This window comes from Chitinophaga niastensis (genome assembly GCF_003014755.1).
Lineage (GTDB): Bacteria > Bacteroidota > Bacteroidia > Chitinophagales > Chitinophagaceae > Chitinophaga > Chitinophaga niastensis.
Map to the genome: position 1 here is coordinate 1,731,180 of NZ_PYAW01000001.1, position 15,876 is coordinate 1,747,055.

A 15,876-nucleotide genomic window follows, 5' to 3' on the forward strand; every position below is an offset into this window, starting at 1 on the left:
ACAATAGATTTATGAAGAGGATTTCTACATTCCTGTTACTGTCATGCGGTACACTTTCTTTGCACGCCCAGGATTTTCCGGGGTTTCGTACAAGTAATTATGCAGGTGTGAACAGTGTTTATTCCAACCCTGCTAACATTGCCAATAGCCGCTATAGCTGGGACGTTAACCTGGTAGCTGTGAATGTTGGTATTTCCAACAACCAGCTGAAATATAAGCTGGGAGATGTGGGTTCTTCATTTAACGGAGACACTATCAGGAACCAGTTGTTTGGACAAAGTACAGGGCTGACTAAAGCGTTAGTAAATGCAAGTGTTCATTTGCCGTCCTTTATGTTCAATGTGAAAAAGTTCACTTTCGCGGTATCTACCCGCGTTAGGGCGGTAGCCAATGTTACAGATCTCAATGGCAAGCTGGCTGACAAAGTAATGAACAGTTTTTCCGGTACTGATGTGTCGCTGCCTTATAACATTGCGTCTAACGACAATATGCGTGTGGCGGTGAATGCCTGGGCAGAATATGGCGTATCTGCTGCACGTGAAGTGATCAGCGCAGGACCACACTTCCTGAAAGCAGGGGTTACCCTGAAATACCTGTCGGGTGCAGGTAACGGGAGCATGAACATCGACAAGCTGCATGCTACTATGGATGTAGATAAAGTCAAGCAGGATGCTTATCTGACCAATGCTTCCGGACGTATAGGCATGAATTTCTCAGGTATTAATTTATCTGATTTTAATGCCAGTGATGCTATGCACGCTACCGGTCATGGTTTTGGTGCTGACCTGGGCATGGTATATGAATACCGTCCGGCTAATGAAAGCGGCTCCGGTAAGTACAAATTTCGTTTCGGCCTGTCACTGGTAGATTTCGGTAAAATCAGGTACCAGAGAGATATGCTACGTAGTGGTGCCTTTGAAATAGGTATTCCGGCAGGTCAACAATTTTCCCTTAAAAATTTAGATGGCGTAAAACTGGATAACTACAAATCAGAATTGAGTAAATATCCTTATTTCACACCATCTGCAGACAATAATAAATCTACTTATTCTGTCAGTTTACCTACCACTTTGCAACTGGATGGCGATTACCATATTCACCACTTTTTTTATGTAAATATGGGTGTACAACTGGCGCTGACAAGTGGTAACAACAAGCCTTATAATACACAGTATTACAGTGGCTTCAGTGTTACGCCGCGTTATGATGGCAAAGTATTCGGTTGCTTCCTGCCAATCAGTTACAATGCTTTGTCTAAATTAAACGCAGGTGCGAGCTTCCGTGTAGGTCCATTATTTGTGGGTTCCGGCAGTGTATTGAGCGCATTATTTGGTTCTTCTCATCAGCTGGATGGCTTTATAGGCTTCCGTGTTGGTGGATTACAGCAACGTAAATAATTTATAGTTTTTTTATGTAGAGATGTAGATATTTTGTTTCAGTGAAGTATGTATTTTGAAAACAAAATATCTACATCTCTACATTCGAAAATCCCTAAATAATCGGTATCTTACAACTTGCTAAAATAGTTCGAGGTGCAAGTTGGATTTCTATGTTATAACGGTAAATACATTCCCGCAGCTGACCCGATTTTTACTGCAGACAATCGTTCATTTAGATACGGGGATGGATTTTTTGAAACCCTGAGAGTATATCAGGGTAATGTAATGCTGGCAGATCTTCACTTTGAGCGATTACTCGCCAGTCTTCACCTGCTGCATTTTGATATCCCCCCGCATTTTACCAAAGCCTTTTTTGTTAAACAAATCATTGATCTTTGTAACAAGAATAACATAACGCATCTGGCGCGTGTGCGTCTGGCTATATTCCGCTCTGACGGGGGATTGTACGACCCTGTTAATAATTTACCCAACTACATTATTCAATGCTGGGAGCTGAGTAAAACAGTATTGGAATTAAATGAGAACGGATTGGTAATAGATATATTTCCGGATGTAAAAAAGAGCTGTGATAAGTTGTCTTCTATCAAATCCAATAACTGTCTCCCTTACGTAATGGCAGCCATGTATGCGAAACAGCATCGCCTGAATGAAGCCATTCTCCTGAATCAATATGGCCGTGTAGCGGATAGTACCATTGCTAATGTTTTTGTGGTGCATCATAAAGTAATTTATACACCCCCTTTGTCTGATGGCGGTGTATGCGGCGTGATGCGTAAACACCTGCTCAAAACAGAACTGCCTTTTAAAGTAGAAGAAAAACCCATTACTATTGAAGACCTGGAAAATGCGGATGAAATATTTTTAACGAACGCTATCTATGGTATCCGCTGGGTGGGCCTTTTCCGTGATAGCAGCTATGGAAATGCTACTGCTGCTATTTTACATGAAGTACTGCATGAAGGAATGTTGTAGCGCTATTAAAAATATTCCTCTCACCTACATAAATAATCACCGATAAAATTTCCTTCATTAAAATTAAAAGAGATGGGATTTATAGCAGGTGAGAAACATTTTCCAATAGTCTGAACTGTGATTTTTATGATTAATATGATTATCCTGATGAGCGAAGATTAGTGCGGATGTTGTCTGAACCAGGATTTTTAGGATTCTACAGATTACCCTGATGGGTGCGGAAGATTTCAGCGAGGATATTTGCTTATATCTTTCGGACAAAACAACATAACATCCATCAGGGTAATCCATTCAATCTTAAAAATCCTGGTTCAGACAACATCCGCACTAATCTTCGCTCATCAGGATAATCATATTAATCATAAAAATCACAGTTCAGACAATTTACACGCGAACGCTCGCTGCTGCTTCCATCAGGGCTTCTACAGCGGCTTTTCCTTCTTTGCCAAGGTCCAGGCTAAAATCATTTACATACAAATCAATATGCTGACGCATCACCTGTTCATCCATTTCCTGTGCATGTGATTTCACATAATCAGAGAGTTGCGGATAGGTAGTGTAGCTGTATTGCAGGCTTTTATGAATGAGTGTATCCAGTTGTGCGCGGGTAGCTGCCGGTACATCTTTACGAATAAAAATACCGCCTAAAGGAATAGGGTTGCCGGTAGTTTGTTCCCAGAATTCGCCCATGTCCATTAGTTTTACCAGGCCTTTCAGCTGATAGGTAAAACGGTTTTCATGGATGATCACACCTGCATCTGCATCACCATTTAGCACAGCATTTTCTATTTCTGAAAACTTCATCACTTTTTTGTTCTTAGCTTCCGGGAAAGCGATAGAGAACAAGAGGTTAGCGGTGGTGTTTTCGCCGGGAATAGCGATTTTCAGGTTGTTGATTTCTTCTTTAGAGATATCTCTTTTAGCAATGAGGAGGGGGCCACAACCGCGACCCAGCGCACTGCCGCTATTGAGCAGTTCATACTGATCTTTTACTTTCAGGTATACTGCGAAGCTCAGTTTAGTAACGGCCAGTTTACCCTGTATTGCCCAGTTGTTGAGTGTTTCCACGTCTTCCAGGTGCGTATCGAATGTAAAGCCCTGCGTGTCTATTTTATTATTTACCAGTGCGTCAAAAATGAAAGTATCATTTGGGCAAGGTGAAAAACCTAAAGATAAATGCATATACAATCAAAATTTTATTGTCAGTAATTAAAGACCGGAGAGTGTTTCCACTGTTTTCACCAGTTCATCGTTTAATGCTTTCACGGCCAGGGGAATTTTCCATTTGCTTTTATCCCTTATTTCCACATAGTTAGAGAGGCTGCGGAGTTGAATAAATGGAATATTTTCCAGCAGACAGGCATAGTGAAAAGCAGCTCCTTCCATGCTTTCGATGTCGGGGGCATATTTGTTTTCCAGGCGGCTGATTGTAGGCTGGCTTCCGCTTACCAGGTTAACGCTCACGCCGGTAGCCGTGGGCAGTGCCGGAAGGTAAGATAGTCCGGCAAACGTATTTACCAGGCTGTTGCCTGTAAAGGGAGGCTGCGACGGCTGCCAGAGTTGTATATCAAATAAATCTTTAAACTGATCATTGTCCTCAGCGCCCACATCGGCCAGGTATTCCTTTGCAACGAGTACCACCATACCCAGCTCCCAATCATGGCGGAAAGAGCCGCCTATGCCGGCCTGAATAGCTATATCCGGCTTATTTGCCGCCAGATAGCGGCCCAGGCTGAAGGCAGTGTGCATCATGCCGATGCCGGCAATCAGAATTTCTATATCGCAGTTGGCCAGGCGGTATTGATAGGCAGATACGGTTTGGCTATGTTGGTCCAGGAAGTGCAGAAAAGGCTGTATTTCCAGTGTGGTAGCCGCGGTAACCAATATTTTCATGGGGCAAAATTACATCAAAAATGGTTCTTCCAAGTGTAAAACAATTGACAAGAATTAGGATAAATTGGCTCTACTCACTTAATAGTGGTATTTTTGCAAAAATTTTTTGCAATAATGATTTATTTAACGCGAGTAGAGAACTTTAATGCAGCGCATAAGTTATCTAACCCGGGCTGGAGTAAAGAAAAGAACGAAGAAGTATTTGGAAAATGTGCCAACGAAAACTGGCATGGCCATAATTACGAACTGCACGTAACAATAAAAGGAAATCCAGATCCTCAAACAGGTTTTGTATTCAATGCCAAGACTTTAGGTGACATTATCAAGGACGTAGTGATTGAGAAGATAGATCATCGCAACCTGAATATGGATGTTGATTTTATGGTGGGCAAGTTCACTTCTGCCGAAAATCTGTCGATCGCTATCTGGGATCAGCTGGCCAAACATTTGCCCACTGATGTGCAATTGCATTGTATCAAGTTGTATGAAACGCCACGCATATACGTAGAATATTACGGAGGAAAGTAATGCTTATGTAGGGCTGTGCAGACAGGTATATATCACCAGCATTTGGAATTTGCTAAAATCATATAAGAATGGCGTATAATAAAATTGAAACCTTCGATGAGAAGGTCACGTCCGGTCTTGTAGACCATTACAAAGAATGCCTGGAATTGTTGGGAGAAGATTCGGAGAGGGAAGGGCTTTTGAAAACGCCGGAGCGGATAGCTAAGGCGATGCAGTTCCTTACCCAGGGCTATCAGCAGGATGCACGCGAAATCCTGAATGGTGCCAGATTTACAGAAGCGTATAGTGAAATGGTGATCGTGAAGGATATAGAATTGTATTCTATGTGTGAGCATCATATGTTGCCGTTCTTCGGAAAAGCGCATGTAGCTTATATTCCCAACGGTTACATCACCGGTTTGAGCAAAATAGCACGTGTAGTGGATGTATATGCGCGTAGATTGCAGGTACAGGAACGTTTAACACATCAGATCCTGGATGCTATACAGGAATCCCTGATGCCGGAAGGTGTTGCAGTTGTAATAGAGGCGCAGCATCTGTGTATGATGATGCGGGGTGTACAAAAACAGAATTCCCTTACCACCACCTCTGCATTCAGTGGCCAATTTCAAGATGGCACTACAAGAGCAGAGTTCATGAAACTGATTGGTAAATAGGTATTGCCTGTTTACGTAAAAAATGGTCCAGGCTAAGCCGGGACCATTTTTGTTTGGACGTTATGTCGTTGAAATAAAATAGTCAATCTCTTTTTCTTAAAAATTAATTGATTGTATATTTGAATTATTTTTTATTTGATAAGATAAATACAATATATCCACATGAAGCATGCATACGTATTTCCCGGACAAGGTTCTCAGTTTCCGGGTATGGGCAAAAACCTGTATGACACCAATGCAAAAGCAAAAGAACTTTTTGAACAAGCCAATGATATTTTAGGCTTCCGCATTTCTGATATCATGTTTAATGGTACTGACCAGGATCTGAAACAAACAAACGTTACACAGCCTGCTGTATTTCTGCATGCTGTGATAGCATTCCTCTGCACGGAGCATTCGCAGCCGGATATGGTAGCTGGTCACTCTTTAGGTGAATTTTCTGCCCTGGTGGCAAATGGTACTTTATCATTTGAAGTGGCCTTGCGCCTGGTAGCGATCCGTGCTAATGCCATGCAAAAAGCATGTGAGGTACAACCCTCTACAATGGCTGCTGTATTGGCACTGGATGATGCAAAGGTAGAAGAGATCTGTGCGGCAGTAACTGCTGAAACCGGCGAAGTAGTGGTACCTGCCAACTATAACTGTCCTGGTCAGCTGGTTATTTCAGGTACTATCAAAGGAGTAGAAATTGCCTGCGAAAGAATGAAAGCAGCTGGTGCTAAAAGAGCGCTGATACTGCCTGTGGGCGGTGCTTTCCACTCTCCGTTAATGGCACCCGCAAAAGAAGAATTACAGGCAGCCATTGATACGGCTACTTTCAATACACCTTCCTGCCCCGTTTATCAAAACGTAGTGGCTGTTGCAGTAACAGACCCGGTGCAGATCAAACAAAACCTGATTGATCAGTTAACCGGTGCGGTGAAATGGTCGCAATCTGTGCAGGCTATGATAGCCGACGGTGCTACCGAATTCACTGAAGTTGGTCCTGGTAAAGTATTACAAGGCCTGGTGCAGAAGATCAATAAGGAAGCCGTTGTGAATGGCATCAATTAATTTTTTCAGATAATAATTTTAAGGGGAGATATAAGCGAATAACTACGCTTGTATCTCCCCTTAAAATTATTATCTGAAAAAAATTACATCTCCAGTGCCATTTCGTACTGTGATATATAGTGTTCGAATCCCGCCTGTTTCAGGAAGGTCCCTATCTCCGGAAAATTCTCATCAATATTAATAATGCTCATTTGCCCATCCAGCTCGGTGGATACATGTTGCAATAAAGCATTGCCTACGCCTCTTCTGCGGAAGTCAGGATGTACAGCTATACTTCTTATTCTGCGGGTATCTCTGTGTACACTGATGAAGCCCGCTAGCTGACCGTTTATCATTGCTTCCCAGGTACCGGTGAAGGACGTTTCCCGCTGAATACTTTTAGTAGTATTAGACCAGGTAGGCGCCATATCCAGAAAGGTAGATAATATGCTCCAGTCGGGCGCTGTATTTTCTTTTATGGAGATGTCTGCCGCGATTTTACCTGTATTTACATGACCTTTGAAGGAGTGAATAATGCGTGTTTTATGGAAGCCACTGTTTGTATAGGCTTTGACAGCCGGCAGGTTAGTGCTGATTACTTCCAGGATAATCTTTTTAATACCCTGTTGTTGATAAACAGGGATAAACTGATCGTACATTTTTTGAATAAGGTGTTGACCACGATAAGCTGGTACAACGCCCGTACCGCCATTGTATAGTACAGTAGGCTTTTCATTGTTGTCTGGTGCGTGCAGGATAAAAGCGCCTAATATGTCGCCGGTGAAAGCACCGATAGAAAAATCGCGCTGGAGGTTTTCGCCTTTCATCTTTTGCTCCAGTATCGTGGTGGTCAGGTGCATGGGCACAATGTAATCGCTGAAAGCTGCATTAAAAGTGTTGCAGATATTCTCTGTAGATACGTTGTGAAGTGTGCGGAAATCGTTGAGAAAAATCATAGTGGAATGGTATGTCACCAATATTAATAATGATTGATGACATACCCGCCGGGATTTATATGAGCGGAAAAATTATTGCAATTCCATGCTTACATTAATCCATTCCGGATCAAATTTATCCGTATATTTTTTGTAGAAATTAATGGCTGGCGTATTCCATTCCAGTACCTGGAATACGATGCCGCTGAATTTCTTTTCCTGTGCTTCAATAATCAGCTGATCAAAGAGCAGCTTGCCGGCACCTTTACCACGCCAGTTTTCCGTTATAATGATATCTTCCAGGTACATACGGCAACCTTTCCAGGTAGAGTAGCGGATATAGTACAATGCAAAACCTATGATCACCTCTTTGCCATTTATCTGCGCAATAGCATTGAATGCTTTCCAAACAGGATTAGCACCAAATCCGGCCTCTTCAAAATGCGACAGGCTTACTGTTACTTCGGGTAATGCTTTTTCATATGCAGCCAGTTCACGGATAAGCTCCAGTAAACGCGGACAATCTTCTTTTCGTGCAACCCTTAACGTTATATCCTCCATATGCGTAAGTATTAATCCGGTGAATCGGCAATTTGTTTTAATAATTTGGGCCACCAGTCTATTTTACCCCAACGTTTGCCAAAACATACAATCACGGCCTGTTTGCGGGGACAAATATAAATCAGCTGTTCTTTTACACCTAATGCAAAATAATCAAAATTGTGCGTATCTGTTTTGTAGCCCCACCACAGGTATTTGTAGTATCCATGTGGACTACCGGCCAGGGCGTTAAAGCCACCCTCCATTTTGGTAAAGCCGGATTGGTGGCTGATTTTATTCAGTCCCGGTGCCTTGTATTGCGGAATGTAAGCGCCTGCAGGGGCCTGTATGCTATCAATGGCACCCTCTTCCTGCGCAATACCCCGTGGACGTCATGGATCTGGCAATTGAAAAGGAAGTGTTAATATCATTTTGTGTGCAGGCGTTTAAATAAGACTTAAACAGGATATGGTTATGTTGCATTACAATACAGGCAGTAGTGCATGCATAGTATATAGGTTAAGGAGCGGACAAAGATCGTAAGGTAAAATGAAAAACAATATTGTAATTTGTAGGATGATTGCTGGGAGATAGCATTAACCACTTTTGTACATGAAAGAAATACTCGTGCATTATTCGTCTTACAACTACTGGGCTAATCAGCAGTTGTTGAAGGTGTTGCTAAAACTAACTGATGAACAGCAGGACCGTGAGCTGGGAGGTAGTTTATCTTCGCTGCGCAAAACGGTGTACCATTTATGGCGCGAGGAAAGTCTTTGGCATCAACGGTTACAGCTGGTGGAGAAAGCCACAGATCCTACTAATGATTTCAGCGGCTCCTTTGCCACAGCTTGTGAACACTGGGTGCGACAATCGTTACAACTGCAGGAATGGGTGCAAAAGGCTACCCCTGTGAAATTGAATCACACTATTGCATATACACAGAAAAAAAGTGAACATCATAAAATAGCCGTGCACCAGGTGATCATGCATGCATGTAATCACGCTGCATTTTACCGCGGACAGTTGGTATATATGCTTCAACAGCTGGGGGTAAGTAAAATACCTGATACAGATTATAATCGTTTTAAACCGAAAAAATAGGCTGTTTTATGTTATTTTTACTGGATACTTTTTGCCTTAAAATTCCTTTATGACTGCCGCTTCTTTTTATGAAAAAGCCCCGAAACACCTGGTGGCTGTAGATTGTATCATCTTTGGTTTTGATGAGGGTCGTTTGAAACTATTGGTAATTCAGCGTAAAGTAGCGCCAATGGCGGGCGAGTGGTCGCTTGTGGGTGGTTTTGTACAGTCGGCCGAAAGTACAGATGAAGCAGCAGCCAGGGTACTGGAACTCACTACAGGTTTAGATAATATCTACATGAACCAGCTGCATTGTTATGGTGAGGTAGCGCGCGACTCCGGTGCGAGGGTAATATCCGTCACTTATTATGCGCTGATCCGCATCAAGGATCATGATCGTCCGCTGGCACGGGAGCATGGTGCACACTGGTTGGAACTGCATGAAATTCCGGCGCTGATTTTCGATCATACAAAGATGATTGAAGATGCGATGGCCGCACTCCGCAATAATGCACAGTTTCATCCTATAGGGTTTGAATTATTGCCGGAGAAGTTCACCCTTTCTCAACTAAGATGTCTCTACGAAGAAATTTACCAGAAAACACTGGACAAGCGCAACTTCCGCAAAAAAATATTGTCGCTGGATGTGATGGAGAAGCTGGAGGAAAAAGACAAAACTTCTTCCAAAAAAGGAGCGCACCTCTATCGCTTTGATCCGAAGAAGTATGACGCACTGAAACATAAAGGCCTGGTATTCGAAATCTAGGGTTTAATGAGCGCTGTATCTATTCCCATTTTCTTTAATCCTTTGTCACCGGCTTCGGTGATGTAGTAATGTTTTTCGCTGCTGAGATCCCTGGCAATCCATCCTTTCTCTATAAAATTGTCTAACAGCAATGAGCCCAGTTTGCCGCCGAGATGGTTGTAGCAAAGCTTTGCGGGTATTTTATCATTTTTTTCTGCAGGCATATACAAAGAATTAACAATTGATTTCTTTAAAATTAGGGAATTGATGTCAGTAAAAAAATGAATAAAATGGTTAGCGGCCTTTCCCGCAATTATGATTATTTTACATACAGTTGATTCCAACCATTCCATATCCAAGATGGGTAGGCCTTTTTTGCCTGCTTTTCATTTGTGGGGCCCTGCCTGCCCAAAATAATGATATTAAGGCAATTAAGAATACCTTGTCATCTCTGCGGGACAGCACGCAATATGTAGATGCGCTGAACAAACTTTCGGGATTGTACCAGCCCACTCAGCTGGATAGTTGCGGATTGTATGCCAGAAACGCAAAGGATATGGCTACCCGTATCCATTATAACAAAGGCCTCGCTATAGCATTACGGAACCTGGGCAGTTATTATGCATTCAGACCGCATAAATATCTCTCTTTTCTTTTCTATGATAATGCCTTAACGGAAAGCCGCGCTGCAGGCGATTCCATCAGTGTAGCCGCGCTGTTGATGAACATTGGGATTTATTATCAATTCCAGGGAGCACATACTACTGCACAAAACTACCTGAACAAGGCGCTCCAATTAGCCTGGCAATTGCATAACGATTCTCTGCGGGCAGTGATTTTAGCCAATTACTATGTGATGAATTCAGCAGATACAGCGATGCTTCCTTTGGCTCAAAAGGCATTGCAACAATCGGCTGTATTGGCCGCCAGGTACCACGATAAGCGGGAAATGTTATATACGCAATTATTCCTGGCACATGAAGCATTGCGTGCAGGAAAAGTAAAAGACGCAGAAGACCGTTTGAAAAAAGTAATATTCACAGCAGATAGTACCGGGTTGAATTATCTGGCTATGTACGCCTGTATGCAATTGGCAGGATATATGGTTTGGCAGCAGCAGGCGGATTCATTATTATATCATTGTAAATCCATGGAGTACGCGGTAGCAGGTAGTTACACCGGACTGATGCTGCCTGTAACAACAAAACTATATACCTATTATCACCAACGGGGAGATAGCGCGCATGCGGCGCGGTATAGCCGTCTTGCACTCCAGGTGATGCAACAGCAGCAGGAGGATATGCAGGAAGGGGAGGCCGATTACCTGGCTTATTCATTGGGCGATCAATTCATAGATTCATTGCAGCTGCAACATATTTCACAAACAAAGCGCTTATTGAATAGTGAAAAAGCGAATCATTTCTGGTATTATCAGTTGATCATTATAACCGTCATCGCCCTGCTGTTGCTGGTATTGCTCCTGTATTTTATCCGGGCCTACGGTATTTCCCGGCGTAACGCAGCGCAGTTGGCATTGATACAGGAAGAGATCAGGATAAAAAATGAAGCATTACAAGCCAATGATGATTTTAAGAATAAGTTGATTTCAATGATTGCACATGATTTCAGAACACCTCTTTATAACATTGTTAATATTACCGGCTTTGTAGATGAAGAAACGCTTACGGTAACCGATGCGGCTGAAATGATCCTGGAAGTAGAACAAACAGCGGCTACAACTTTGTTGGTATTTGATGAGATATTGAGATGGATGCATACCCAGTTATCCGGATTTGTATATCATCCCAAATCATTTGTACTGGCGGATATGATCGCTGTTATGCAACAGAGTTTGCAGCATTTGCTGGCAGAAAAAAAGTTGCAGCTGGTACTGGATATTCCACCAGGTACGATGGTGTTAGCTGATTTTGAAATGCTGCAATTTATTCATCGTAATTTTTTGCACAATGGCATTAAATTCTCTCCGGAAAATGGAGTTATAACGGTGAAGGTTATACGCAAAAATGGATGGATCGAAGTATATTTTATTGATGAAGGGCCTGGTATTAATGAGGTAATATTATCGCGGCTATTCTCCTACAGTAGCGCTGTTCATGAGCGGGAACATTCCGGTAAAGACGCTGGCCTGGCTTTGATCATCTGCAAGGATTTTATTGATAAAATGAACGGAGAGACAGGCGCCTGCAATAATGCAGATAAAGGAAGTACTTTCTTTTACCGTTTGCCGGAAGTCCGGAAACCAACGGATGTACACTAATGATAAAGACGTTTAGTCATATACGTTATAAGCATATAACAACTGCTTTTTGTGCAGTCGTTATGTTTTTGTGCCTGGCGGAAAAAGGAATGGCGCAAAGTCCGCAATTACCTGAACTGCAGCAGGAGCTGACGCAGCAACATGACAGTACCCGCTATGCAGATGTGATGGGAAAGATGGGAGCACTGTATTTGATGATTAACATTGATAGTAGTTTTTGGTATGCGATAAAAGAAGAAGAGCTGGCCGCCCGTTTACAATATAAAGCGGGCATGGCTGATGCCTATGACGTTATGAGTTTTTGCTACGCACTGAAAACTGATTTCAGTATCGCTAATGTCTATGCCTATAAAGCATTGCAGCTGCATAAGGCGTTATCTGATTCTGCGCGCATCAGCAAAACGTTGAGTAATATTTACCTGTACTACCGTAACCTGGGCCGGCCGGTAGAAGCCAATAATTATTTTAATGAAGCATTCTATATGGCTGCCCGATTGCCGCCATCACAGGATTCTATGTACAGCATATTGCTGGTGAATTATGCCATGCGTTTTTATAAAGACAGCATTCACCGGGATTCTGTGCAATGGGCGCTGAAAAAGGCCCGGCACATTAGTGAAAAATATCCCCGCAGCAGGCTGATATTTTATATAGATGCTTATGCAGCAGATGAGCTGGCAAAACACGGACATGGAAAAGAAGCGGAAGCTAAAATTAATATGCTGGCAGATAATGCGCTTAAAAGAGGGTTGCCCTATGTAGCAATGGATATGTATAACCGGTTGGAAGCCTATCTGCAGCAAGGATATTTTATAGACTCTACCCGCTACAGAGCATTGTCTTATGAACTGGCCAAAAAGGCTGGTTGCATTGAATTAAATCTTTCCACATTGGCAGGATTATATGATTATTACAGTCAAAAAAAGGACCTTTCAAAAATAAGTTACTACAGTAACGAAATTATGCGACTGGCTGCGCAGAGCCGCTACCAACAGGGGTCAGGGCCTATCAACTATATCAATTATTTTCTGAAGGAACGTGCGTTGCAGCAAATAACGCAGCGAAATTTTGATCAGCAGCAGAAACTGGAAAAAGAAAGGGTGATCAGAAGGCATAACAAGTTTATAATGGCCGGTATATTTACCATTGTTATATTATTAATTGCGTTAGTCTTCAGCCGTTACAGGCAGTACATTACCTCACAACAACAGGAAGCGTTGTTGTCAAAAAAATACAAAGACATCTCTCTGAAAAATGTTACACTACGGGCAAATGATGAATTTAAAAATAAGCTGATCGCTATTATAGCCAATGATTTCAGGGCGCCTCTTCAATATATTGTTGAAGTAGCGGTGCATTTAAAAAATAATGAGATGGATCAGGCTGTTGTGGCGGGTTTACTGAAAGAAATAGCAGGTGCTTCCGGTAGAACACTGACTGTCTTTGATAATATTTTAAAATGGATACGGCTGCAGTTATCAGGTTTTGTGTACCGTCCTGCACCCTGTCAGCTGCAAAACGCTATGCAGACGGCTTTACAGCCATTACAGCCGGTAATAGTGCAAAAGAAGCTGGAAGTAGTGAATAAGATACCACCTGATGTAGAAGTGTCCGCAGATGTGGAAATGTTGCGTTTAGTGAACCTTCAGTTATTGCAGGTAGCGGTAAATTATGCAGTGGGAAGTAGTTTGCTGGCCATTATTTCCTGGAAAGAAAATACAACCGTATATGTACAGGTCATAGCGGATACAGGAGGAGAAGTATCGGCCATTGTAAAATCATTATCAGACTGGCAGCAGGACATGTATGCCCTGGGATATGCTATCGCCAGGGATTTTATTGATAAAATGAACGGAGAGATAAGTGTGGGGGAGAGTGAAGGGAGATATCTTACGTTGACGTATACACTAAAAGTAATTAGCTCTTAGCCCTTAGCTTTTAGTGCTTCAGAAGTATATCGTTTTCCGAAGCACTAAAAGCTAACTGCTAAAAGCTATTTGTTATTTACCTACTTTATCCCCATCATAAGCCCACCTGATATAGTTGGCGCCCCAGGTAAAGCCGCCACCAAAGGCTGCCATCATGATGTTGTCGCCTTTTTTCAGGTGCTTTTCATAATCCCACAGGCATAAAGGAATAGTACCCGCAGTGGTATTACCATAGCGGTGAATATTCATCATTACTTTTTCATCTGGTACATTGATATATTGGGAAGTAGCAGCGATAATACGTTTGTTTGCCTGGTGAGGTACCAGCCATGCAATATCTTCAGCAGTCAGGTTATTACGTTCCATGACACCTTTAGCAGCTTCCGTCATATTGGCTACTGCATATTTGAACACCATTTTACCTTCCTGGTATACATAGTGTTCTCGGTTGTTTACTGTATCAATGCTGGCAGGTTTAACAGAGCCACCGGCTTTCATGTGCAGGTATTCGCGGCCATGACCATCGCTTTTCAGGATGCTGTCAATCAAACCGTATCCTTCTGTGTCAGCCTCCAGTAATACACCGCCGGCACCGTCGCCAAAGATGATGCAGGTAGTTCTGTCGGTATAATCAATAATAGAACTCATTTTGTCGGCGCCGATGACCATTACTTTTTTGTAACGACCACTTTCAATGAAGCGGGCACCTGTTTCCAGTGCATACAAAAAGCCTGAGCAGGCAGCACTGATATCAAAGCCAAAAGCGTTTTTAGCGCCAATTTTATCGGTTACAACATTGGCTGTTGCCGGGAAAGTCATGTCCGGGGTAACAGTGGCAACTATCAACAGATCAATTTCTTCCGGGGAGATACCTCTTTTTTTGCAGATCTCCAGGGCTACCGGCACACACAAATCAGATGTACCTTTGCCTTCTCCTTTCAAAATTCTTCTCTCAGAAATGCCTGTCCGGGTTAATATCCAGTCGTTTGTTGTATCTACTAATTTCTCTAATTCCTGGTTGGTTAGCACGTAATCGGGAACATACCCACCCACCGCTGTAATAGCGGCCGTTATTTTATTCATATAAACTAAATATGTGTTTAAAACGAGGCGTAAAAATACGATATAAACGAATATTTCCTAAAAAAGTCGCATTTGACAAATATTAAGAATTGTCAATCCGTTAAAAGTTAGCATCTTTGCCCGGATTTACCCGAAATACATTTTATTCATTTTCCGTAAGTTTACTTAAATTACCGAACCTTTACCTTGTATGATCGCTTATCTGAATGGAAAATTGGCCTATAAATCACCCGCTCTTGTTCATATCGATGTGAATGGAGTTGGATATGAGGTGCAGATCAGCCTTAATACCTATTCCCGTATACAGCATATGGAGAATTGTAAGCTGTTAACCTTTCTTCAGATTAAAGAGGACGCACATACTTTATATGGTTTTTTTGAAGAGGCAGAAAGAAGTCTTTTCCTTTTGTTGATCAGTGTATCAGGTGTGGGAGCCAGTACTGCACGTATGATGTTATCATCTTTGCAACCGGAAGATGTACAGCGTGCTATCCTGATGGAAAATGAAAAGATGCTCGAAGGCGTGAAAGGTATCGGGGCAAAAACAGCCAAACGTATTATTCTTGAACTGAAAGACAAATTAGCAAAGCATAAGGATACCGGAACACATTTATCTGCCGTGACAAACAATACAATTCACGAAGATGCGTTAAATGCTCTGGTAACTCTTGGCATAGCCCGGAATATGGCAGAATCGGCGATCCAGAGAGTTATGAAAAATGAACCACTATTGCAAAACTTGGAAGAGCTGATAAAAAAGGCCCTGAAGAGTTTATAATTAAATGAAATCCTCTATAAAAACC

At 42.3% G+C, this 15,876-nt stretch carries 17 protein-coding genes; 11 read left to right on the plus strand and 6 right to left on the minus strand.

Annotated features, from left to right (window positions below; genetic code table 11):
• Positions 1 to 11: 11 nt before the first annotated feature.
• Together CLV51_RS07265 and CLV51_RS07270 are read left to right on the plus strand one after the other, a co-directional pair.
• A complete protein-coding gene (locus CLV51_RS07265; RefSeq protein ID WP_106527303.1) occupies positions 12 to 1,397 on the plus strand; it encodes a DUF5723 family protein in 1,386 nt (461 codons plus the stop codon).
• A 135-nt stretch (positions 1,398 to 1,532) separates the two neighbouring features.
• Entirely contained in the window at positions 1,533 to 2,372 is an 840-nt protein-coding gene (locus CLV51_RS07270) for an aminotransferase class IV (RefSeq protein WP_106527304.1), read from the plus strand.
• A gap of 384 nt (positions 2,373 to 2,756) precedes the next feature.
• Here the strand turns inward: CLV51_RS07270 and CLV51_RS07275 are convergent, their stop codons facing one another.
• Complete coding sequence (locus CLV51_RS07275; protein WP_106527305.1) at positions 2,757 to 3,554, minus strand: 1,4-dihydroxy-6-naphtoate synthase; 798 nt, start codon at positions 3,552 to 3,554, stop codon at positions 2,757 to 2,759.
• Between the two features lie 27 nt (positions 3,555 to 3,581).
• The gene (gene mqnB, locus CLV51_RS07280) at positions 3,582 to 4,265 is read right to left on the minus strand and encodes a futalosine hydrolase (protein ID WP_106527306.1); all 684 of its coding nucleotides are present in this window, start codon (positions 4,263 to 4,265) and stop codon (positions 3,582 to 3,584) included.
• Between the two features lie 114 nt (positions 4,266 to 4,379).
• Between mqnB and CLV51_RS07285 the strand changes: the two genes are divergently transcribed.
• The 3 genes from CLV51_RS07285 to fabD all read left to right on the plus strand — a co-directional run bounded on the left by CLV51_RS07285 (position 4,380) and on the right by fabD (position 6,502).
• On the plus strand, positions 4,380 to 4,793 hold the full coding sequence (locus tag CLV51_RS07285) for a 6-pyruvoyl trahydropterin synthase family protein (protein ID WP_106527307.1): 414 nt from the start codon (positions 4,380 to 4,382) through the stop codon (positions 4,791 to 4,793).
• 68 nt (positions 4,794 to 4,861) lie between these two features.
• Complete coding sequence (folE, locus tag CLV51_RS07290; protein WP_106527308.1) at positions 4,862 to 5,449, plus strand: GTP cyclohydrolase I FolE; 588 nt, start codon at positions 4,862 to 4,864, stop codon at positions 5,447 to 5,449.
• A 162-nt stretch (positions 5,450 to 5,611) separates the two neighbouring features.
• The gene (gene fabD, locus CLV51_RS07295) at positions 5,612 to 6,502 is read left to right on the plus strand and encodes an ACP S-malonyltransferase (RefSeq protein ID WP_106527309.1); all 891 of its coding nucleotides are present in this window, start codon (positions 5,612 to 5,614) and stop codon (positions 6,500 to 6,502) included.
• A gap of 83 nt (positions 6,503 to 6,585) precedes the next feature.
• On the opposite strand, the gene CLV51_RS07300 is transcribed toward fabD, so the two are convergent.
• Entirely contained in the window at positions 6,586 to 7,437 is an 852-nt protein-coding gene (locus tag CLV51_RS07300; RefSeq protein ID WP_106527310.1) for a GNAT family N-acetyltransferase, read from the minus strand.
• A 72-nt stretch (positions 7,438 to 7,509) separates the two neighbouring features.
• Positions 7,510 to 7,977, minus strand: coding sequence for a GNAT family N-acetyltransferase (locus CLV51_RS07305; RefSeq protein ID WP_106527311.1), 468 nt, complete (start codon positions 7,975 to 7,977; stop codon positions 7,510 to 7,512).
• A 161-nt stretch (positions 7,978 to 8,138) separates the two neighbouring features.
• Here CLV51_RS07305 and CLV51_RS28875 point away from each other — a divergent pair, with 161 nt between their 5' ends.
• From CLV51_RS28875 to CLV51_RS07320, 3 genes are all read left to right on the plus strand, one after another.
• Positions 8,139 to 8,381 carry a hypothetical protein gene (locus CLV51_RS28875; protein ID WP_146151241.1) on the plus strand — a complete coding sequence of 81 codons (243 nt, stop codon included), beginning with the start codon at positions 8,139 to 8,141 and terminating at the stop codon, positions 8,379 to 8,381.
• 187 nt (positions 8,382 to 8,568) lie between these two features.
• Positions 8,569 to 9,060 carry a DinB family protein gene (locus CLV51_RS07315; protein ID WP_106527313.1) on the plus strand — a complete coding sequence of 164 codons (492 nt, stop codon included), beginning with the start codon at positions 8,569 to 8,571 and terminating at the stop codon, positions 9,058 to 9,060.
• A gap of 49 nt (positions 9,061 to 9,109) precedes the next feature.
• Positions 9,110 to 9,805 carry an NUDIX hydrolase gene (locus CLV51_RS07320; RefSeq protein WP_106527314.1) on the plus strand — a complete coding sequence of 232 codons (696 nt, stop codon included), beginning with the start codon at positions 9,110 to 9,112 and terminating at the stop codon, positions 9,803 to 9,805.
• On the opposite strand, the gene CLV51_RS07325 is transcribed toward CLV51_RS07320, so the two are convergent.
• Positions 9,802 to 10,008 carry an ArsR family transcriptional regulator gene (locus CLV51_RS07325; protein ID WP_106527620.1) on the minus strand — a complete coding sequence of 69 codons (207 nt, stop codon included), beginning with the start codon at positions 10,006 to 10,008 and terminating at the stop codon, positions 9,802 to 9,804. The genes CLV51_RS07320 and CLV51_RS07325 overlap by 4 nt on opposite strands.
• A gap of 218 nt (positions 10,009 to 10,226) precedes the next feature.
• Here CLV51_RS07325 and CLV51_RS07330 point away from each other — a divergent pair, with 218 nt between their 5' ends.
• Together CLV51_RS07330 and CLV51_RS07335 are read left to right on the plus strand one after the other, a co-directional pair.
• Complete coding sequence (locus tag CLV51_RS07330) at positions 10,227 to 12,062, plus strand: ATP-binding protein (RefSeq protein ID WP_106527315.1); 1,836 nt, start codon at positions 10,227 to 10,229, stop codon at positions 12,060 to 12,062.
• Positions 12,062 to 13,990, plus strand: coding sequence for a sensor histidine kinase (locus CLV51_RS07335; RefSeq protein ID WP_146151242.1), 1,929 nt, complete (start codon positions 12,062 to 12,064; stop codon positions 13,988 to 13,990). Before CLV51_RS07330 ends, CLV51_RS07335 begins: the two co-directional genes overlap by 1 nt.
• A 72-nt stretch (positions 13,991 to 14,062) precedes the next feature.
• Here CLV51_RS07335 and CLV51_RS07340 read toward each other — a convergent pair whose 3' ends face one another.
• Positions 14,063 to 15,073, minus strand: coding sequence for a beta-ketoacyl-ACP synthase III (locus CLV51_RS07340; RefSeq protein ID WP_106527317.1), 1,011 nt, complete (start codon positions 15,071 to 15,073; stop codon positions 14,063 to 14,065).
• Positions 15,074 to 15,263: 190 nt separating this feature from the next.
• On the opposite strand from CLV51_RS07340, the gene ruvA reads away from it, so the two are divergent.
• Entirely contained in the window at positions 15,264 to 15,851 is a 588-nt protein-coding gene (gene ruvA, locus CLV51_RS07345) for a Holliday junction branch migration protein RuvA (RefSeq protein ID WP_106527318.1), read from the plus strand.
• The last annotated feature ends 25 nt before the right edge of the window (positions 15,852 to 15,876 follow it).